Genomic DNA, 19,702 nt, shown 5'->3' with positions numbered 1-19,702 from the left:
CCGCGGCCAGCGACCTGCGGGAGCGCACCGACCTCGCGGCGGAGGCCCGCCGCGGCCTCGGGGCGCGGGAGGAGCCCGCGTTCCGGCGGCGGCTGCTGGTCGTGCACGACACCCACGGCGAGGTGGCGGCGGACCTCGTCCGGCCGGACGAGACGGTCCCGGTCGCGGACCTCGCGGCCACCGTGGTGCACCTGGTGGACCGGCAGGCGCACGAACCGGGGGACGTCCGGGTCCGGATCCTGGTGGACGGCGACCGGGTCGAGGTGACCGACCTGCGCGGCCCGGTTCCGGTCCGGATGAGCGGCACCGTCGACGACGTCCCGGCGGGGATGCTGGACGGGCTCGCCCGCATGCTGGCCCCGCTGCGGCTGTCGCGGGAGTCGGTGGCGGAGTCGGCGACGCAGGGCGCGGAGGTCGGGTTCGCCTCGCTCGTCGGGGTGGACGATCCCAGCGACGCGGACGTGGCGCGGCTGTGGGAGCCGCGCGGCGAGCGGGCGTTCCTGCGGGTGCCGATCGGGCTGGACGACGCGGGCCGCCCGGTCGTGCTGGACCTGAAGGAGGCGGCGAGCCTCGGCATGGGGCCGCACGGGCTGTGCGTGGGGGCGACGGGCTCCGGCAAGAGCGAGCTGCTGCGGACGCTGGTGCTGGCGCTGGCGGCCACGCACTCCCCCGAGCAGGTCGCCATGGTGCTCGTCGACTACAAGGGCGGCGCCACGTTCGCGCCGTTCCGGCCGCTCCCGCACGTCGCCGGGATGATCACGAACCTGGAGGACGACGCCGGGCTGGTCGAGCGGGTGCACGCGAGCCTGTCCGGGGAGGTGCAGCGCCGCCAGCAGGTGCTGCGGGACGCCGGGAACATCGCGAACATCGGCGACTACGCGCACCGCCGCGCCGAACGCCCCGACCTGCCGCCGCTGCCGCACCTGCTGGTCATCATCGACGAGTTCGGGGAGCTGCTGACGGCGCGTCCCGACTTCATCGAGCTGTTCCTGTCCATCGGGCGGATCGGGCGCAGCATCGGCGTCCACCTGCTGCTGTCGAGCCAGCGCATCGAGAGCGGCAAGCTGCGCGGCCTGGAGACGTACCTGTCGTACCGGATCGGGCTGCGGACGTTCTCGGAGGAGGAGAGCCGCACCGTCCTGGACTCGCCGGACGCCTTCCGCCTGCCAGCCCTCCCCGGGTTCGGGTACCTGAAGGTGGACACGAGCGTCTACCTGCGGTTCAAGGGCGGGTACGTGTCCGGGCCGTACCGGGGCGAGGTGGCGGAGGAGGAGACCGGGGCGGGCGTCCCGCCCGTCCGCCCCTACCCGGTCGCCAACCTGGCGGAGACGCCCGGCGCGCCCGCCGCGGCCGAGGAGCCGGCCCTGCCGGCCCGGACGTCGGGCCCCACGCTGCTGGAGGTGATGGTCGCGGGCCTCGCCCGGCACGGGAAGCGGGTGCAGACGATCTGGCTGCCGCCGCTCCCGGCCGTGGCGTCGCTGGACGCCGTCTGCGGCACGGTGACGCTCACCGGCGACGGCATGCGGCTGCCCTGCCGGCACGCGCCGCTGCACGTCCCGGTCGGCCTGCTGGACGACGCGCGCCGGCAGTGGCAGGGGGTCTGGCGGCTCGACCTGTCCGCGGCGGGCGGCCACATCGCGGTCATCGGCGGTCCGCAGACGGGCAAGACGACGCTGCTGCGCACGCTGGTGCTGTCGCTGGCCCTCACCCACTCCCCCGCCGAGGTCGCGGTGTACGGGCTGGACCTGGTCGGCGGCGGGCTGCAGGTGCTGGACGCGCTGCCGAACGTCGGCGGCGTCGCGGGCCGCACCGACCGGGAACGCGTCCGCCGGACGGTCGAGGAGGTGCACGGGATGCTGGAGCACCGCCAGGAGGTGTTCCGGCGGCGCGGCGTCGACGGGGTGGAGCGGCTCCGGCGGATGCACGCCGCCGGGCAGGTCCCGGAACTGCCGTCCGCCGACGTCGTGCTCGTCGTGGACGGGTTCGGGGCGGTCCGCGGCGAGTTCGAGGAGGTCGACGAGATGGTCGCCGACCTGCTGCAGCGCGGCGGCGGCTACGGGGTGCACCTGGTGGCCGGGATGCTGCGCTGGAACGACGTGCGGATCGCGGTGCAGTCGACGTTCGGGCAGCGCGTCGAGCTGCGGCTGAACGACCCCGGGGACTCGGCCGTCGACCGCCGGCTCGCCGAGACGATCCGGGCCGGGCTGCCGGGCCGCGCGCTCACCGACGCCCGGCTGTTCGGGCAGGTGGCGCTGCCGGTGCTGGGCGAGCCGCCCGATCCGTCCGGGCTGGGCGAGGCGGTGGAGTCGGCGGTGCGGGTGGCCGGGCACGCGTTGGGCGGGCCGCGGGGGGCGCGCGCAGGGCGCCGGTGCCGCTCGACCTGTTCGGCGCCGACCAGAACCTGCTCGTGCTCGGCGACGGCGGCTGCGGCAAGTCGAACCTGCTGCGGCTGGTGGCGCGCGGGCTGATGGACCGCTACACCCCCGAGGAGCTGGTGTTCGCGGTGATGGACCCGCGGCGGTCGCTGCACGGCCTCGTCCCCGAGCCGTACCTCGGCGGCCACGCCACGACGCCGCGGGTGTGCGCGGGGCTCGCGGGCGGCGTCGCCAAGGAGGTGGAGGCGCGGATGCCGGACGACGACGCCGGCGGGCTGGAGCCCGGCGGGCCGCGCATCGTCGTGCTGGTGGACGACTACGACCTGCTGACCACGGCCGGGCAGCAGCAGCTCGCGCCGTTCGTCCCGTTCGTGCCGAGCGGGCGCGACATCGGCCTGCACTTCGTGGTCGCCCGCCGGGTCGCGGGGGCGTCGCGCGGGCTGTACGACCCGCTCGTCCAGGCGGTCCGGGAGGTCGGCGCCGGCGTCCTCGTCATGTCGGGCGACCGGTCGGAGGGGCAGCTGCTCCCCCGCGTGTACGCCGAGCCGCGGCCGCCGGGCCGGGCGCTGTGGGTCCGGCGGGGCGAGCGGGCGCGGCTGATCCAGACGGCGCTGCTGGACGGCCCCGGCTGACCGGCTACTCGCGGTGGTGGTTCTCGCCGGGCCAGGTTTCCTCGGGCCAGGCGGGGACCTGTTCGGAGGCGTCGGGGTCGATGCCGGGGACGATCTGCTCGCACCAGACGACCTTGCCGGCGGCGGTGCGGCGGGTGCCCCAGCGGTGGGCGAGCTGGCTGACGACGAGGAGACCGCGGCCGTTCTCGTCGTCGTCCTCGGCGCGGCGCAGGCGGGGCAGCGCCGCGGACCGGTCCAGGACCTCGCAGACCAGGGTGCGTTCCAGGAGGAGGCGCAACTCGATCGCGCCGGGCGCGTAGCGGAGCGCGTTGGTGATGAGCTCGGAGGCGAGGAGTTCGGTGGTGTAGCAGAGCTCGTCCAGGTCCCACTCGGCGAGGCGGGAGCGGACGAGGCCGCGGGCGCGGCGGACGGCGGCCGGGTCGGCGGGCAGCGTCCAGGAGGAGTAGCGGTCCTCGGGGAGGCGGCGCAGCCGGGCGATCAGCACGGCGATGTCGTCGCGGTGCTGGTCGGCGTAGACGCCGGCGAGGGTCGCCTTGGCGAGGTCCTCCATGGGGCGGTCGACGGAGTCGGGTCCGAAGATGCGCTGCAGGCGGGCGAGGCCGTCGTCGATGTCGCGGCCCCGGTTCTCCACGAGGCCGTCGGTGTAGATGACGAAGAGGCTGCCGTCCTCGACGGTGAACTCGCGGCTCTCGATGGCGGCGCCGCCGGCGACGCCGAGCGGCGGGGCGGGCGGGACCTTCAGGTACTCGTTGTCGCCGGTCGGGCCGGCCAGCAGCGGCGGCAGGTGGCCGGCGGACGCGATCTCGATGCTGCCGCTGATGGCGTCGTACACCGCGTACACGCAGGTGGCGAAGTGCGGTTCCTGCTCGCCGAGCTCGATCATCAGCTCGTGCATGACGTGCAGGGCCTCGGCGGGCGGCAGCTCCAGGTTCGCGAGCGTGTGCAGCGCGGTGCGGAGCCGGCCCATGGTGACGGCGGCGCGGACGCCGTGCCCGGCGACGTCCCCGACGATCAGGGCGACGCGGGCGCCGGGCAGCGCGATCGACTCGTACCAGTCGCCGCCGACCTCGACGAGCTTGCTGCCGGGCAGGTAGCGGTGCCGGACCTCGACCGAGGACGGCGCGGACAGCCGCAGCGGCAGCAGGCTGCGCTGCAGCGCGAGGGCGGTGGAGCGCTCGCGGCTGAACTTGCGGGCGTTGTCGATGACGATCGCGGCGCGGGCGGCGAACTCCATGCCGATCTCGACGTCGTAGGCGTCGAACTTGCGGAACCCGGGGACGCGGGTGCAGGCGAGGAAGCCCAGCAGCGTGTCGCGGGCGATCATCGGCAGCAGCACCATCGACACGTCCGACAGCAGCTCGCCGGCCGGGCCGCGCCGCCACAGCCGGCCGATCTCGCTGGCCGCGTCCAGGGTGATGTGCGGCAGGTGGACGGGCCGGGCCGTCTCCATGACCTGCCGGTACGGGGTGCCCTCGGGGAAGACGAGCACCTCGCCGACGGGGAACGTGGACGTCCACGCCGGGTTGCCGTCGTCGGAGGTGACCGCTATGCGGCGCAGCACCGCCGAGCCGGACTCGCTGTGCACCTCGTCGGAGGCGACGAGGCTCTCCAGCACCAGCACCGACGCGGCGTTGCAGTAGTGCGGGACGACGACGTCGACGAGGCCGCGGGCGGACTGGTCGAGGTCGAGGGACGCGCCGAACCGGGTGAGCTGGTCGTCCATCAGCGCGCGGCGCATGAGGGCCGGGTCCTGGTAGCGCTCGCTGGGCGGCAGCTCCACCCGCACGAACAGCAGCGCGGACGGCGCGGCGTCAGCGTCGCCGCCGACCATGGGCTGCACGGTGACCAGCGCGTTGCCGGACCCGCCGTCGCCGCGCAGCACGGTCATCACGCCGTTGCGCTCCTGGTCGCCGACCTCCAGGAGGGTCTCCAGCTCGGCCTTGGCCTCCTCGCCCACCAGGTCGGTGGCGGGGCGGCCGATCAGCTCCCCGGGGGCCCGGCCGAGGACGGCCCGGGCGTTCGGCCCGCACTGGACGATCCGCCGTGCCCCGTCGATGCCCAGGACCAGGGTCCGGGACGCCGAATCGGTGGCGGGCGCATCGCCTTGCGGCGCCATGACGGATCTCACCTGACGCGCTCCAGACAGCCGGTCGTCTTAGCACTACCCAGCGACAGTATGGGGCATGACACCGCCGCGCGGGGAGAAGATCACGCTTACCGTGCCGAAATCGCGTCGCATCCGTCGTCCGGGCGTCATCGCGCGACGGTTCCGATGCCCCGCAGGAGGGTGCCGACGACGGCCTCGGCGTGCCCGTCCGGGTAGGTCTCCCGCGGCCTCCTCGGGACGAGCGCGCCCAGCAGCAGCGCCATGGCCGCCTCCACGTCGAGGTCGGCGCGCAGCTCACCGTTCTCCACGCCGCGCCGCAGCACCCGCCGGACGATGTCGCGGCGCGGCTCGATGATGTCGCGCTTGTAGCGGGCGTACAGCTCGGGGTGCTTCTCGGCGCCGCCGATGACGTTCCAGAAGCACCGCGAGTACCGGCTGCCGCGCTCGTCGGTCAGCGCCCGGGCCAGCTCGACGAGGTCGTCGCGTACGGACCCGCCGGACGGCTCGGGCAGCGGCGCCTTCGCCGCGCCGAGCGCGTCCAGGATCAGCGCGTCCTTGCTGGGCCAGCGCCGGTAGATGGTCGTCTTGCCGACGCCGGCGCGGGCGGCGACCGCCTCGATGGACAGGCCCGCCACGCCCGGCTCCTCGGCGAGCAGGTCGAGGGTCGCCTCGATGATGGCCTTCTCGGCGCGCTCGCTGCGGGGCCGCCCGCCGGGCCGCCGCTCTGTGTTGGTCATGGCGCGTTCACGCTCTCACACCGCGACCTTCTCCGGCCGCTGCGGCGCGTCCGTTCCGGCGGCCGGGACGGGCTTGGACCGTCCCGGCATCCACTTCAGGACGACCAGGGCGCCGAGGAGGGCGATGACGGCGGCGGCGATGGACGCGGTGTGCATGGCGTTGACGAACGCGGCGTCGGCGTGGTCGGCGAGCTGCCGTCCCGCCGTGCCGAGCTGGGACGCGACGGCGTGCGCTCCCTCGATGGAGTCGCCGGCGGCCTCCCGCGCGCCGGCGGGCAGCGCGGCGAGATCGCCGTCCAGGTCGCGGCGGTAGACGGACGCGACGACGGAGCCGAGCACGGCGACGCCCATCGCGACGGCGACCTGCCGGGCGACGTTGTTGATGGCCGAGCCGGCGCCGGCCTTCTCGCGGGGCAGCGCCGACATGACCGACTCGGTGGCGGGCGGCATGACGTTGGCCATCCCGGTGCCCTGCACGAAGAAGATGACGCCGAGGATCCACATCGGGGTGTCGGTCCCGATGAACTGGTAGCTCGCCAGCGCGGCGGCGACCAGCAGCAGTCCGGTCGTGCAGACCGCCTTGGCGCCGAAGCGGCGGACCATCTCGGCGCTGCGCGGCGCGAACGCCAGCTGGGCGATCGCGAACGGCAGCACCATCGCGCCGGACTGCAGGGGGGTCAGCCCGCGCACCGACTGCATGTAGAAGTTGGCGAAGAAGAACACGCCGCTCGCGGCGAAGAAGCACAGCGCGATGGACGCGACGGCGGCCGACATCCGCGGGTCCTTGAACAGCCGGACGTCGAACGCCGGGGACGCCGAGCGGGCCTCGTGCGCGACGAACAGCGCGATGACGGCGGCGCCGGCGAGGATCGGGCCGAGCACGGAGAGCGCCAGCCAATCGCCCTTCTCACCGCCCTGGATGATCCCGTACGACAGGACGACCAGGCCGATGACCGACAGGACGACGCCGAGCGGGTCGAGCCGTCCGGGCGCCGGGTTGCGCGACTCGGGCACCAGGAACGCCATCAGCGTGACGCCGATCGCGATGACGGGCACGTTGACGAGGAAGACCGAGCCCCACCAGAAGTGGGCGAGCAGCAGCCCGCCGGTGAGCGGGCCGATCGCGACGCCGAGGCCGACCGCGCCGGCCCAGATGCCGATGGCGCGGGCGCGCTCGCCCGGCTCGAAGACGTTGGTGATGATCGACAGCGTCTGCGGCATGACCGCGGCGCCGCCGAGGCCCATCAGGGCGCGGGCGTAGATGAGCTGGTCCGGGGACTGCGCGTACGCCGACAGCAGCGAGGCGAGGGCGAACACGGCCATGCCGCCGATCAGCACCCGCTTGCGCCCGATCCGGTCGCCGATCACGCCGAAGGTGAACAGCAGGCCCGCGAAGACCAGCGTGTAGGAGTTGATCGACCATTCGAGCTGGCTCTGCGTCGCGCCGAGCCCCTTCTCCGGGTCGGCGATGGTCTTGAGCGCGACGTTGAGGATGGTGTTGTCGAGCACCACCACCAGCAGGCTCATGGTCAGCACGCCGAGGATGTACCAGCGGCGCCGCTGGATCGTCTGGGGGTCCATGTCGATACGCAACGGTATCGTTTCGAAACCTATTCCCGGTTCGCCCGGTTCTCCCGATTTCGGGAATCCCCGGGGGTATCCGAATCGTTTTCGAAGTGGCACGATCGGTTCTGTCTGGGTACGCCACCGTGGCGCCTCAAGACCGGAGGTTCTCGCATGTCTTCTTCAGTCGCACCCCCAGCACAGCCGACCGCACTCTACGGCGGTACGAGCGGGCGAAGGGTGACCGTACGCGACATCGCCGCCGCCAAGGAGCGGCACGAGAAGTGGCCGATGCTCACCGCGTACGACGCGCTCACCGCGCGGATCTTCGACGAGGCCGGCATCCCGGTGCTGCTCGTCGGCGACTCCGCCGCGATGGTCGTCTACGGCTACGACTCCACCATCCCCGTCACCGTCGACGACCTGATCCCGCTGACCGCGGCCGTCGTCCGCGGCTCCAAGCGCGCCATGGTCGTCGCCGACCTGCCGTTCGGCTCCTACCAGACGGGCGTCGCGGAGGCGCTGACCACCGCCACCCGGTTCATGAAGGAGACCGGCGCGCACGCGATCAAGCTGGAGGGCGGCCGCCGGAACATCCCGCAGGTCGAGGCGATGGTCGCCGCCGGCATCCCGGTCATGGGCCACCTCGGCCTCACCCCGCAGTCGGTGAACGCCTTCGGCGGCTACCGGGTGCAGGGCCGCGGCCAGGACGGCGACGAGCTGATGGCGGACGCCAAGGCCCTCGAAGCCGCCGGCGCGTTCTCCGTCGTCCTCGAATGCGTCCCCGAGGACCTCGCCGCCCGCGTCACCTCGTCGCTGTCCATCCCGACGATCGGCATCGGCGGCGGCAACCGGACCGACGCCCAGGTCCTCGTCTGGCAGGACATGGCGGGCCTCACCCCGCACACCGCGAAGTTCGTCAAGAAGTTCGCCGACATGAACACCCTCCTCGGCGACGCCGCCCGCAGCTACGCCGACGAGGTCGTCAGCGGCGCCTACCCGGCCCCCGAGCACTCCTACCGCTGACCCGCAGCACCGAAGGCCCGGCCGCACCGGCCGGGCCTTCCGCGTCTCACTGCTCGGACGGGGCGGAGTCCTCGTCCTTGGCGGTGCCGCGGAGGCGCGGCGAGGAGCGGGCCACGATCAGGCGGTCCGACGGTTCCAGCATCGTGCACTCGGGGTGGTCGAACGGGATGGTACGGCCGTCGCGGACGATCGCGAGGGCCGGCTCGCGCACCGCCGCGAGCGGGCCGCCCACCTCGTCCGGGCGCACCTCCCGCGACACCAGGTCGAGGCCGCTGCCCTGGTCGAGGAGGTCCTCGATGACCTGGCTGACGCTCGGCTGGCTGGTGGACATGCCGAGCAGCCGCCCCGCCGCCTCCGACGACGTCACCACGCGGTCCGCGCCCGACTGGCGCAGCAGCGGGACGTTCTCCGACTCGCGCACCGACGCCTGGATGCCGGCGTGCGGGTTCAGCTGCCGCGCGGTCAGGGTGATCAGCACCGCGGTGTCGTCGCGGGCGCTCGCCACCACGATCTCGCGGGCGCGCTGCACCGCCGCCTGCTTCAGCACCGAGCTGCGCGTCGCGTCCCCGACGATGCTGACGAACCCGGCCTCCGCCGCCTCGGCCACCACGCGCGGGTCCGGGTCCACGACCACGATGGACTCGCGGTCGACGCCGGTGTTCAGCAGGGTCTTGATGGCGCTGCGGCCCTTCGTGCCGTAGCCCGCCACCACGATGTGGTCGCGCACGCGTGTCCTCCAGCGTGACTTGCGCCAGTCCTCGCGGGTGCGTTCCGCCAGGACCTCCAGGGTCGTGCCCACGAGGACGATGAGGAACAGCACCCGCACGGGGGTGATGAAGACGATGTTGACGAACCTGGCCGCGTCCCCCACCGGCGTGATGTCGCCGTAGCCGGTGGTGGAGACGGTCACCGTCGCGTAGTAGAAGGCGTCCAGCAGCGACAGCTTCCCGTCGCCGGTGTCGCGGTAGCCGTCGCGGTCGAAGTACACGACGGCCACCACGGCGAAGAGCAGCAGCAGCGCGATCCCGACCCGCTTGGCCACCGCGCGCAGCGGCCCCGGCTCGGACGAGGGCAGCAGGACGAGCGGACGCCGCGCCGCCTCCGGATCGTTCAAACTCGGCACCGCACCGAGCTTAACGAGCCCCTTCCCTTCTGGGGGGACGACCCCCCAGACCCCCCGAAAGGGCGGTCTGGCCGACGCCCTCCGTTCCGCTGGCGCTCCACTCCGGTCGCCGGTCAGACGTCCGTAATGCGCAAGCCGGCGTGGGACTTGTAGCGGCGGTTCATGGAGATGAGGTTCGCGGTGAACGCCTCGACCTGGTGGGCGTTGTGCAGGCGGCCGCCGTAGACGCCGCGCATGCCGGGGATGCGGCCGGCGAGCGCCTGCACGATGTCGGTGGCCTCGCGGTCGCCGCCGAGGACGAGGACGTCCAGCTCCATCTCGTCCACGCCGGGGTCCAGCAGCAGCTTGGCGGAGACGTGGTGGAACGCGGCGACGACCCGGCTTTCCGGCAGGACGGCGGCGGCCTGCTGCGCGGCGCTGCCCTCCTCGACCGGCAGCGCGAACGCGCCCTTGCCCTTCTCGAAGCCGAGCGGGTTCACGCAGTCCACGACGATCTTGCCGGCCAGCTCGGCGCGCAGCGACTCCAGCGTGGCCTTGTGGCCGTCCCAGGGGACGGCGACGATCACCACGTCCGACTGCCCGGCGGCCACCGGGTTCTCCGCGCCCGAGACCGGCAGGCCGGCGCCGAGGTCGTCGGCCGCCGCCTGGGCGCGCTCGGCCTTGCGCGAGCCGATCGTCACCCGGTGCCCGGCCAGCGCGAACCGGCGCGCGAGCCCCTTGCCCTGGTCGCCGGTGCCGCCGAGGATGCCGATCGACAGGCCGCTGACGTCGGGAAGGTCGTAGGGCGTCTTCTGCTGCTGCTCAGTCATGCGGCCGAGTCTGCCAAACCCGCATCCGGAGGCTTCGGTCCGGGCCGCCGCATCGCCGGAAACCGCCTGACCGGGGTGCGCGGTGCGGCACCATGGTGGCCGTGGACGCCGAGCAGATCACCATGTTGCGCGAGGTCCTGGCGACGACGGGCTGGCTGGAGCGGACCCGGGAGTTCGGCCGGGCGCTGCGGGTCACGTCCCGTACCCCCGGCGGGCTGCTGCTGGTCGGCACGCCCGGCGAGGACCCGTGGCATCTCGCGGCGCACCTGGACGACGAGAGCCGACTCGGCGACGTCCCGGGGCTCGCGCCGACGCTGGTGCGCTGGACGCCGCCCGCCGGCGCGCCCCCGCACCTGCGGATCGGCCTGGAGCGGCTGGAGGCGGCGCGGCGCGGCGAGACGCTGTTCGTCGTGGCCGAGGAGGACGCGCCCGTCCCGCTGCTGGAGCGGGTGGACGACGCGCGCCGCACGGGTGCGACCGTCCTCGCGCTGGAGGGCGGCGACCGGGAGCTGCGCGGCCTCGCGCACGAGGCGCTGACCGTCCCGGCGGGCGAGGCGCTCATGTCGTTCGACGGGGCGCAGCACCTCGTCAGCGCGGCGGCCGGGCAGGAGCCCGCGCGGACCCCGCGCGGCCTCCGGCACCGGCTCGCGAAACTCCTCGACGCCGTCTCCGGCCCCGTCGTGGACTAGTCCTCGTTCTGCTCGCGCCACGTCTCGTTGCGTTCGCGGGCGAGCGCGAGGGCGTTCGCGGCCTCGCTCTCGGACGCGTACGGGCCCATGCGGTCCTTGCCGGGGCAGCCCTGCCCGTGCTCGACCTTCATGTGCTTCAGGCAGAACCACCAGTCACCGTCGTCACCGGCCATCGGCGCTCCTCTCGATCACGCTCGCACGGGATTCGTTGCCCCGATCCCGCTTACTACACTGCATCACTATGACGACCCAGCTGCTCCGGCCCGGACACGTTTCACCGATGCGCAAGGTTCCGTCGAGCATCCCGCGTCCGGAGTACGTCGGGAAGAAGCGGCCGCGGACCGGGGAGCCGGACGTCAAGACGCCCGAGATCATCGAGAAGATGCGGGTGGCGGGGAAGATCGCGGCGCGGGCGCTGGAGGAGGTCGGGAAGAACGTCCGGCCGGGGATCACCACCGACGAGCTGGACGTCATCGGGCACGAGTACATGCTCGACCACGGCGCCTACCCGTCCACGCTCGGGTACCGGGGTTTCCCGAAGTCGCTGTGCACCTCGATCAACGAGGTGATCTGCCACGGCATCCCGGACGACACGGTCCTGCGCGACGGCGACATCGTCAACGTCGACATCACCGCGTTCATCGACGGCGTGCACGGCGACACCGACGCGACGTTCCTGTGCGGCGACGTGGACGAGGAGTCGCGGCTGCTGGTCGAGCGCACCCGTGAGGCGACCATGCGCGGCATCCGCGCGGTCAAGCCGGGACGGGCGCTGAACGTGATCGGGCGGGTCATCGAGTCGTACGCCAAGCGGTTCGGGTACGGGGTCGTCCGCGACTTCACCGGGCACGGGATCGGCACGACGTTCCACTCCGGGCTGGTCGTCCCGCACTACGACGACCCGCACGCGACGACGATCATCGAGCCGGGGATGACGTTCACGATCGAGCCGATGCTGACGCTCGGCACCCACGAGTACGACATGTGGCCGGACGGCTGGACGGTCGTCACCAAGGACCGCAGGCGCACGGCGCAGTTCGAGCACACGCTGCTGGTGACCGGCGACGGCCACGAAATCCTCACCCTGCCGTGACATTCCTGTTGATCTAGAGCCCGATTCGCCCCCCTAGCCGGCCGGGAGACTCTCTAAGGATGAACGCCCCAGCGCCGTACGAGCCGCGGGTTCCGTCCGACAGCATGCCGCCGGGGCGGGCCGCGCTGAGCGTGACGTGGGCGGCGCTGCCGATCCTGTCCCTCGGGCTGGCCACGCCGTTCACGTTCGCGGCGGCGGCGCTGTGGCGGCGCAGCCTGCACCTGATGGTCTCCACGGCCGCGTACCTCGGGCTGTTCGCGCTCTGGATGTTCCTGTTCCCCGGCATCGGCAAGGAGAGCGGCACCGAGCACACGGTGGGCGTGCTGGTGTTCGTCCTCGCGGTGGTGGGCTGCGGGCACGCGTTCCTGATCCGGCGCCGGGTGTTCGACCCGCACGGGCTGTCGGCGGTCGACAACGAGGCCGTGGTGGAGCGGGTCAAGCGGCGGCGGCTGCTGCGGGAGAAGGCGCGGGAGCTGGCCGCGGCCGACCCCGGCCTCGCCAAGGAGCTGCGGATCGGGCGGCCCGACCTGCCGCGCCAGTACAACGACGGCGGGCTCGTCGACGTCAACCACGCCCCGGTGGAGGCGCTGACGACGCTGCCCGGCATCACCCCGGAGCTGGCGGAGAAGATCGAGCGGGTGCGGGCGGAGGCGGGCGGGTTCATGTCGGCCGAGGAGCTGTCCGCCGTCGCGGGCCTGCCGCCGTCGCTGACGAACGACGTCGCCGACTACGCCGTCTTCATCCGCTGATCTTCGGGTATGTCCCCCTGCGTGGCCCCCAAGAAGCGGAAGAACGGCGGCGATCGGCTAGCGGAGTACCGGGGCAGGCGCGATTCGGGGCGGACGCCGGAGCCCGTCCCCGACGAGAAGGCGCTGCCGCACGGGAACGACGACACGTTCGTCGTCCAGGAGCACCACGCGACCAGCCTGCACTGGGACCTGCGGCTGGAACGCGACGGGGTGCTCGTGTCGTGGGCCGTCCCGAAGGGCCTGCCGTGGAGCCCGGAGACGAACCATCTCGCCGTGCACACCGAGGACCATCCGCTGGAGTACGCCACGTTCGAGGGCGAGATCCCGCGCGGCGAGTACGGCGGCGGCAAGGTGACCGTCTGGGATCGCGGGACGTACGAGACGGAGAAGTGGTCCGAGCGCGAGGTGAAGTTCGTCATCCACGGGTCGCGCGTCTCCGGCCGGTACGTGCTGTTCCAGACGCGCGGCAAGAACTGGATGATCCACCGGATGGACCCGCCGGCCGACCCGGACGCCGAGCCGCTGCCCGGAACAGTGCTCCCGATGCGCCCGGTGGAGAAGGCGCGGCTCCCCCGCGACCAGCACGCGTGGGCGTTCGAGTTCGCCTGGGGCGGCAAGCGGATGGCCGCCTACGTCGAGGGCGGCCGGACCCGGTTCACCGACGCCAAGGGCCGTGCTGTGGACGGCCCCGGCGGGCTCGGCTCCCGGCTCGGCGCCCAACTCGGCGTCCGGCGCACGGTGCTGGACGGGGAGCTGGCCGTCCTGGACGGCCGCGAGACGTACATGATCTACGACGTCCTGCATCTGGACGGGCATCCGCTGCTGGACGTCCCGTACCGGGAGCGGCGGGAGCGGCTCGACGACCTCGACCTTTCGGGACCGCTGTGGCAGACGGCGCCCTGGTTCCCGGGCGACGGCGGCGCCGTCCGGGACGCGGCCCGCGACCAGGGCCTGCCGGGCGTCGTCGCCAAGCGCCTGGACTCCCCGTACGAGCCGGGCGAGGAGTCCGGCGCCTGGCGTTTCATCGCGTCCCAGCAAACCCGTCTCAGTAGGCCGCCGTGATCCGGCGCTGGACGGCGTTGTTCTTCTCCAGCTCGTCCACCAGCGCGATGGCGTAGTCCTCGGCGCTGATGTTGCTGTTGCCCTCGGCGTCGGCGAGAAGCTGGTCGCCGCCCAGGCGGAACGTGCCGGTGCGCTCGCCCGGCTGGATGACGGCGGCGGGCGAGATGTAGGTCCAGTCGAGATCGCCGGCCTCGGCCCGGATGACGGCGAGCTGCTCGGTGGCCGCGAGCGACTCGCTCTTGTAGATCTCGGGGAACTCCGGGGTGTCCACGAGCCGCACGCCGGGCGCGACCTCCAGGCTTCCCGCGCCGCCCACGACGATCAGCCGCCGGACGCCCGCGCGCCGCAGGCCGTCCAGCACGCCGCGCGTGGTGGCGAGCAGCGGCCCGAGCGTCTCCGACCCGTCGCGGGGCGGCGGCACCGACAGCACCGCGGCGTCGTGCCCCGCTGCCAGCTCCGCGATCGCGGCGGAGTCGCTCGCCTCGGCCTTCGCCGTCCCCTCGCCGCCGCTGCGGGTGACGCCGGTGACCTCGTGGCCGCGGCGGCGCGCCTCGGCCGCGATCCGGCTCCCGACCATCCCCGTCGCACCGATCAGCAGGATCCTCATATGACCTCCTCAAGACGTCGTTCCAGTGACGGTATCCATCGGATACTGGTTACTTCAACGTGTCATTGGTACCCTTCAGAAACCATGAAAGGCGACGCATTCGATCCGAACTGCCCGACCCGGCTGATCCTGGACCGCATCGGCGACAAATGGTCGGTCCTGGTCGTGCTCAGCCTGGCCGGCGGCCCCCGCCGCTTCACCCAGCTCCGCGACATGATCGGCGGCGTGACGCCCAAGGTCCTCACGCAGACCCTCCGCACGATGGAGCGCGACGGGCTCCTCACCCGGACGGTCTTCGCCGAGGTGCCGCCCCGCGTCGAGTACGCCCTCACCCCGCTCGGCCGGTCGCTGCAGAAGCCGATCAAGGCCATCACCGACTGGGCGGAGGAGAACGTCGGCGCCGTCCTGTCCGCCCGCGAGACCCACGCCGTGTCGCCCTAGGGGGGCGACCCCCTTGAGAACCCCCGGCCCGCGCCCGGACGATCCTCACTCGCTAGCGCTCGCTCCGGTCGTCCGCTCGCCTTTTGGGAACCGCAGCACGCTCCCCTGCATCAAAGGGACGTTGTACCCGCTTCGGCGCGTCGCCATAGAAACCGATCAGGCGCGGGTTAGAGTCCCGCCCTGAGTACGGGCGGCGGACGCTCTGAAAGGCGGGGGAACGGCACATGATGGGCAAGACGCACGCCCTGAGCGGCGCGCTGGCGTGGCTGGCCGCCGTCCCGGTGCTCGGCTACGAACCGCTGCTCGGCGACCACGCGGTGTCGCTGTCGGTGGAGCAGGTCGCCGCGGGTGCCGTGGTGTGCGCGGGCGCGGCGATCCTGCCGGACATCGACCACCACAACGGCCGCATCGCCAACACGTTCGGCCCCATCACCCACCACATGTGCAAGTGGATCGGGAAGCTGTCGGGCGGGCACCGGCACGCGACCCACTCGATCCTGTTCGCGGTCGGCATCGGCTGGGCGATGGACACCCTCGCCACCCACTACGTCTACGCCTGGTGGGCCTGCCTGTTCATGATCGTCGGCCTCGGGCTGCGCGGCGTCGGGCTGGACTTCGAGGGCAAGGAGCCCCAGTCGGCGCTCGCCGACTGCGCGCTCGCGCTCGTCGCAGTCTGGCTCATGCACAAGATCGATATGAGCTTCGTCGGGTTCGCGGTCACGCTCGGCTGCCTGGCGCACGTCGTGGGCGACTGCCTGACGCCCCGGGGCTGTTCGGTGTTCTGGCCGCTGCCGTGGCGGATCGACGTCCCGGTCATCCCGCGGACGGACGGCAAGGTGGAGCGCTTCGTGGTGATGCCCGTCCTCACCCTCGGCATCGCGATCCTCGCCGTCCGGTCCGTCCTCGGCGACTTCACCACCGAATGGCTGACCCGCAACTGATCGGGTAGTGGCCGGGCGCGGGGCAAGGTCATGAGATCCGGACGCTCTCCGCACGGGACCATGGCACTGTGCGGGAACGGTGAGCAGCATGACGCTCGCCATCATCCCGGCACGCCCGCGGGCGCCGGCCGCTCCCCGGGGGTCCGGGCCGCGGCGCGCGCCCGGCTGGCTGCTGGCCGCCGGGGTGCTCGCCCAGGTGGCGCTGCGGCTGTGGCTCGCGCGCACCCGGACGGCGCCGGCCGCGAGCCCGGACGAGGCCGGCTACCTCATCGCGGCCCGGTGGCTGGCCGGCGGGCCCGGCGCCGACCTGTCTGGGAACACCTTCTACCAGGGCGGATACCCGCTCCTGCTCGCCCCCGTGTATCTGGTGACGCGCGATCCGGCGGCGGTCTACGCGGCCGTCCTGGTGATCAACGCGCTGGCGGGCGCGGCGCTGTTCCCGCTCGGGTACGCGGCGGCGCGGCGGTTCGGGCTCGTCCGCCGCGCCGCGCTGCCGCTCGCGTTCGGGGCGGCGCTGCTTCCCGCCACGACGTTCTTCGGCGCGTTCGCGCTCGCGGACGCCGTGCTGCCGGCGATCGTCCTGGCGTGGCTGCTGGCCCTTGACCGTTTCGTCCGGAGTGGGCGGACGAGTGACGCGGTCCTCGCGAGCGCGGCCGCGTCCTATGCGGCGGCCGTGCACACTCGCGGAGCCGTTCTCCTGGCCGTCCACGCGGTGGTGCTGGCCGTTCTCGCGCTGCGACCCGTGCGGCGGCGCGCGGCCCTGCTCGCGGGCGGTGCCGCCCTTGCCGGATACGCGGCGGGGGCGATGCTGAACGCGCACATCCGGGACGCCCTGTATCCGGGCGGCGTGCGGGATCTCGCCGGGATCCTGGAGTCCAGGCTCGGCACGGCGGCCGGGCAGGAATGGGCGCTGTCGGGGGCCGCCGGGCAGGTCTGGTACCTGATCGCCTCGACCTGGGGGCTGGCCGGCGTCGGGCTGGCGGCCGCCGCGGCGGCGCTGGTGCGGCGCCGGACGCCGGGCGCCGCCCGCGTCATGGCGGCCGTGCTTCTGGCCGCGACGTGCGGGATCGCGTACGCGTCGTCGGCCGCGCTGCCGGACGAGTACCGGGTCGGCAACTTCGCCTACGGCCGGTACCTGTCGTGCCTCGCTCTCGTCTACGCGCTGGCCGGGGCGGTGGTGCTCCTCCGGTCGGGCGCGCGGACGGCGGTCCGGGCGACGGCGGCGTCCGTCCTTGTCCTGGAGGGCGCCGGGCTCTGGGTGGCAGTCTACGCGGGCGACCGGCTCCGCACCCACGAGTTCATCGCGTTCGACTTCCCCGAGATCACGTTCCTGACCGGCGACCGCACCGCGCTGCACCTGCGGGAGGCGACGCTCACCGCGATCGCCCTGTGCGGCGCGCTGCTCCTGCTGTCGCGTCTCGACCGGACGCCCCTCGCCGCCGTCGGCCTGACCGGCGTGAACCTGGCCGCCATGGCGTTCGTCATGGCGCCGTCGCGGGACCGGCCGTTCTCGCCGCTGCCCGGTCCGGCGGCGGGCGGGGTCGTCGCGGACGTGTCGCTCGACTGGGAGATCAAGACCAGGCTCATGTACCCGGTGTGGTGGACGCGGATCGGCCGGATCGACGTCCGCGACGGGCGTCCGCCCGCGTCGGGGGTGTGCACGGTCCTGGTGCCGGCCGGGACGTCCCCGGAGACGTCGTGGCCCGCGCATCCGGTGGGCTGGCGGGCGCATGCGAGGCCCGGCTGGGTCGCCTGGCACGACCCTGCCTGCGGGACGGCTCAGTAGCGGGTGACCAGGGCGATGCGGCCGTGATCGACGAGGAAGCCGTCGGAGACGAAGGTGACCTCGCCGCCGTACTCCAGGACCGTCTCGATGACGTCGTCCACGGCGTCGTCGACGACGTCCGCGCCCTTGAGGACGCCGGGCATGCCGTCCACCGGGACGAGTTCGCCGCGCGACTTCACCGCGGGCGCGTAGTAGCCGCGCTCGACGACCAGGTGCTCGCCGCGGCCCGTCTCGGCGAGCGGGGTGACCTCGCAGAGGCCGCCCGCGTACCGCTGGAAGCTGCGCGCGGCCTCCAGTTCCGCGAGCACGGCGACCTCGCGGAGGTCCTCGTAGGCGGCGAGCGCAGGGCGGGCCGCCTCGGCGAGCGCGCCGGCCGCGGCGCCCTCGAAGCTGCCGTCGACGCGTCCCGCGACGGTGATGTGCGGCCCGGCGACCTCGTCGAAGAACGCCTGGTGGCGGGTGACGCCGGCGACGATCAGCGGGCGGCGGTCGCGGGCGAGGACCCGGTCGACGGCGGCCGCCGCGTCCCGCATGTGCTGGCGCTGCCGCTCCCCGTCGCCGCCCTGCGCGGCGCGCCGCGCCTGCCGCCCGGAGCCGGCCTCGTCGATCGGTTCCGGGGTGATCGGGAAGCCGCCGCCGATGCACTGGGCGAGGTCCTCGCCCTGGCCGTCCCACAGCCGGGTCCGCTGGTCCGACAGCGACAGCAGCCAGTAGCGCGGGCTGCGGGTGTAGGCGGCGACTAGGTCGCGGGTCGCGAACCCGGTGTCCACGACCACGCGCTCGTCGACGGGCTGGCCGATCGTGAACGCGTGGTGCTCGCCGTCCGGCGCGGCGAACAGGACGAGGCCGTCGGAGGCGTGCCGCAGGTCGACCTCGTCCGCGGCGCGCTCCAGCCCGCGGACGACCTGGTCGGCGGCGTCGGGCGCGACCCGGGCGTCGTCGTGCAGCCGGCGCCGCACCTCGGCGAGGAGGTTGCGCAGCCTGATCGGGTCCTGCCGGTTGTCCGGGACGGACCGGTGCGTCGGCATCAGCACCGACACCGCCGGGTAGGCGCGCGGCTTGCGCAGCTCGGACAGGGTAACGGCGTCCATGATCCCCCGATCGGTCAGCCTTGTTATGTCCTGTCTCTTTTGTAGCTACCGGCAGGTAAACGAGGTGTAAGGCCGCACTCAGCCGGGGGTGATGAAGGACGTCTCGTAGGCGAGGATGACCGCCTGGGTGCGGTCGCGGGCCTGGAGTTTGGCGAGGATGTTGCCGACGTGCGTCTTCACCGTCTGCGGGCTCACGAACAGGTCCTGCGCGATCTCGGCGTTCGAGCGGCCCTTGGCCATCAGCCGCAGCACGTCCCCCTCCCGCTCGGTGAGCTGCCCGTGCCAGCGCGCGCCGCCCCCGCCGCCGGACGGCCCGTGGTGGGCGGCCAGCTCCCGGATCGCCGCCGGGAACAGCAGGCTGTCGCCGTGCGCGACCATCCGGATCGCCCGCAGGATCTCCTCCGGCCGCGTCCGCTTGAGCAGGAAGCCGTGCGCGCCGGCCTTCAGCGCGTCGTAGACGTACTCGTCGTTCTCGAACGTGGTGACGACGATGATCCGCGGCGGCTCGGCGACGGTGTCCAGGATGCGGCGGGTCGCCTGGATCCCGTCGAGCCGCGGCATCCGCACGTCCATCAGGATCACGTCGGGGCGCAGCCGGTGCACCGCGCCCGGCACCTCCGACCCGTCGGACGCCTCGCCGACGACGGCGAGATCGTCCTCGGCGTTGATGATGGCGGCGAGGCCCGCGCGGATCAGCCGCTCGTCGTCGACCAGCAGCACCTTGATCGTCATGTTCCGGACCTTAGCGGCAGCGAGACGCGGAACCGCCAGGCGTCCCCGTCGGCCCCGGCGGCCATGTCGCCGCGCAGCACGGTGACGCGCGGCGGTTCCGCGTCTCGCTGCCGCTAAGGTCCGGAACATGACGAACAAA

At 73.3% G+C, this 19,702-nt stretch carries 17 protein-coding genes and 1 pseudogene; 9 read left to right on the top strand and 9 right to left on the bottom strand.

Features of this window, described 5'->3' with window-relative positions:
* Positions 1-3,007, top strand: a pseudogene (locus tag HUX53_RS35015) (FtsK/SpoIIIE domain-containing protein); the annotation flags it as partial.
* A gap of 4 nt (positions 3,008-3,011) precedes the next feature.
* On the opposite strand, the gene HUX53_RS35010 reads toward HUX53_RS35015, so the two are convergent.
* The 3 genes from HUX53_RS35010 to HUX53_RS35000 all read right to left on the bottom strand — a co-directional run bounded on the left by HUX53_RS35010 (position 3,012) and on the right by HUX53_RS35000 (position 7,432).
* A complete protein-coding gene (locus tag HUX53_RS35010; RefSeq protein ID WP_176407568.1) occupies positions 3,012-5,123 on the bottom strand; it encodes a SpoIIE family protein phosphatase in 2,112 nt (703 codons plus the stop codon).
* Between the two features lie 137 nt (positions 5,124-5,260).
* Positions 5,261-5,851, bottom strand: a complete 591-nt coding sequence (locus HUX53_RS35005; RefSeq protein WP_176407567.1) for a TetR/AcrR family transcriptional regulator — start codon at positions 5,849-5,851, stop codon at positions 5,261-5,263.
* Between the two features lie 15 nt (positions 5,852-5,866).
* Positions 5,867-7,432, bottom strand: a complete 1,566-nt coding sequence (locus HUX53_RS35000) for an MFS transporter (protein WP_176407566.1) — start codon at positions 7,430-7,432, stop codon at positions 5,867-5,869.
* Positions 7,433-7,588: 156 nt separating this feature from the next.
* Here HUX53_RS35000 and panB point away from each other — a divergent pair, with 156 nt between their 5' ends.
* On the top strand, positions 7,589-8,440 hold the full coding sequence (panB, locus tag HUX53_RS34995) for a 3-methyl-2-oxobutanoate hydroxymethyltransferase (RefSeq protein ID WP_176407565.1): 852 nt from the start codon (positions 7,589-7,591) through the stop codon (positions 8,438-8,440).
* Between the two features lie 46 nt (positions 8,441-8,486).
* Here panB and HUX53_RS34990 read toward each other — a convergent pair whose 3' ends face one another.
* Together HUX53_RS34990 and npdG are read right to left on the bottom strand one after the other, a co-directional pair.
* Complete coding sequence (locus tag HUX53_RS34990) at positions 8,487-9,563, bottom strand: NAD-binding protein (RefSeq protein ID WP_309237577.1); 1,077 nt, start codon at positions 9,561-9,563, stop codon at positions 8,487-8,489.
* A 113-nt stretch (positions 9,564-9,676) separates the two neighbouring features.
* Complete coding sequence (npdG, locus tag HUX53_RS34985) at positions 9,677-10,372, bottom strand: NADPH-dependent F420 reductase (RefSeq protein ID WP_176407564.1); 696 nt, start codon at positions 10,370-10,372, stop codon at positions 9,677-9,679.
* Between the two features lie 101 nt (positions 10,373-10,473).
* Here npdG and HUX53_RS34980 point away from each other — a divergent pair, with 101 nt between their 5' ends.
* Positions 10,474-11,061, top strand: coding sequence for a hypothetical protein (locus HUX53_RS34980; protein ID WP_309237576.1), 588 nt, complete (start codon positions 10,474-10,476; stop codon positions 11,059-11,061).
* Here HUX53_RS34980 and HUX53_RS34975 read toward each other — a convergent pair.
* Positions 11,058-11,234 (bottom strand): hypothetical protein, encoded by a 177-nt coding sequence (locus tag HUX53_RS34975; RefSeq protein WP_176407562.1) that lies wholly within the window; start codon positions 11,232-11,234, stop codon positions 11,058-11,060. The genes HUX53_RS34980 and HUX53_RS34975 overlap by 4 nt on opposite strands.
* Before the next feature lie 68 nt (positions 11,235-11,302).
* Here HUX53_RS34975 and map point away from each other — a divergent pair, with 68 nt between their 5' ends.
* From map to HUX53_RS34960, 3 genes are read left to right on the top strand one after another with little or no spacing between them, the layout of a single operon-like run.
* Positions 11,303-12,154 (top strand): type I methionyl aminopeptidase, encoded by an 852-nt coding sequence (gene map / locus HUX53_RS34970; RefSeq protein WP_176407561.1) that lies wholly within the window; start codon positions 11,303-11,305, stop codon positions 12,152-12,154.
* Between the two features lie 59 nt (positions 12,155-12,213).
* Complete coding sequence (locus HUX53_RS34965; RefSeq protein ID WP_176407560.1) at positions 12,214-12,903, top strand: helix-hairpin-helix domain-containing protein; 690 nt, start codon at positions 12,214-12,216, stop codon at positions 12,901-12,903.
* A 21-nt stretch (positions 12,904-12,924) separates the two neighbouring features.
* The gene (locus tag HUX53_RS34960) at positions 12,925-13,965 is read left to right on the top strand and encodes a DNA polymerase ligase N-terminal domain-containing protein (RefSeq protein WP_309237575.1); all 1,041 of its coding nucleotides are present in this window, start codon (positions 12,925-12,927) and stop codon (positions 13,963-13,965) included.
* On the opposite strand, the gene HUX53_RS34955 is transcribed toward HUX53_RS34960, so the two are convergent.
* Positions 13,949-14,572 carry an NAD(P)-dependent oxidoreductase gene (locus HUX53_RS34955; protein WP_176407558.1) on the bottom strand — a complete coding sequence of 208 codons (624 nt, stop codon included), beginning with the start codon at positions 14,570-14,572 and terminating at the stop codon, positions 13,949-13,951. The genes HUX53_RS34960 and HUX53_RS34955 overlap by 17 nt on opposite strands.
* 84 nt (positions 14,573-14,656) lie before the next feature.
* Here HUX53_RS34955 and HUX53_RS34950 point away from each other — a divergent pair, with 84 nt between their 5' ends.
* From HUX53_RS34950 to HUX53_RS34940, 3 genes are all read left to right on the top strand, one after another.
* Positions 14,657-15,013 carry a helix-turn-helix domain-containing protein gene (locus HUX53_RS34950; protein ID WP_176407557.1) on the top strand — a complete coding sequence of 119 codons (357 nt, stop codon included), beginning with the start codon at positions 14,657-14,659 and terminating at the stop codon, positions 15,011-15,013.
* Positions 15,014-15,237: 224 nt separating this feature from the next.
* Entirely contained in the window at positions 15,238-15,954 is a 717-nt protein-coding gene (locus tag HUX53_RS34945) for a metal-dependent hydrolase (RefSeq protein WP_176407556.1), read from the top strand.
* A gap of 88 nt (positions 15,955-16,042) precedes the next feature.
* Entirely contained in the window at positions 16,043-17,740 is a 1,698-nt protein-coding gene (locus HUX53_RS34940) for a hypothetical protein (RefSeq protein ID WP_176407555.1), read from the top strand.
* Here HUX53_RS34940 and HUX53_RS34935 read toward each other — a convergent pair.
* Complete coding sequence (locus HUX53_RS34935) at positions 17,734-18,831, bottom strand: hypothetical protein (protein WP_176407554.1); 1,098 nt, start codon at positions 18,829-18,831, stop codon at positions 17,734-17,736. The two genes, HUX53_RS34940 and HUX53_RS34935, sit on opposite strands and share 7 nt — an antisense overlap.
* 78 nt (positions 18,832-18,909) lie before the next feature.
* On the bottom strand, positions 18,910-19,563 hold the full coding sequence (locus HUX53_RS34930; RefSeq protein WP_176407553.1) for a response regulator transcription factor: 654 nt from the start codon (positions 19,561-19,563) through the stop codon (positions 18,910-18,912).
* Positions 19,564-19,702: the final 139 nt, after the last annotated feature.

This window comes from Actinomadura sp. BRA 177 (assembly GCF_013372625.1).
Classification (GTDB): domain Bacteria; phylum Actinomycetota; class Actinomycetes; order Streptosporangiales; family Streptosporangiaceae; genus Spirillospora.
This window is presented reverse-complemented; position numbering and strand designations above follow the sequence as displayed.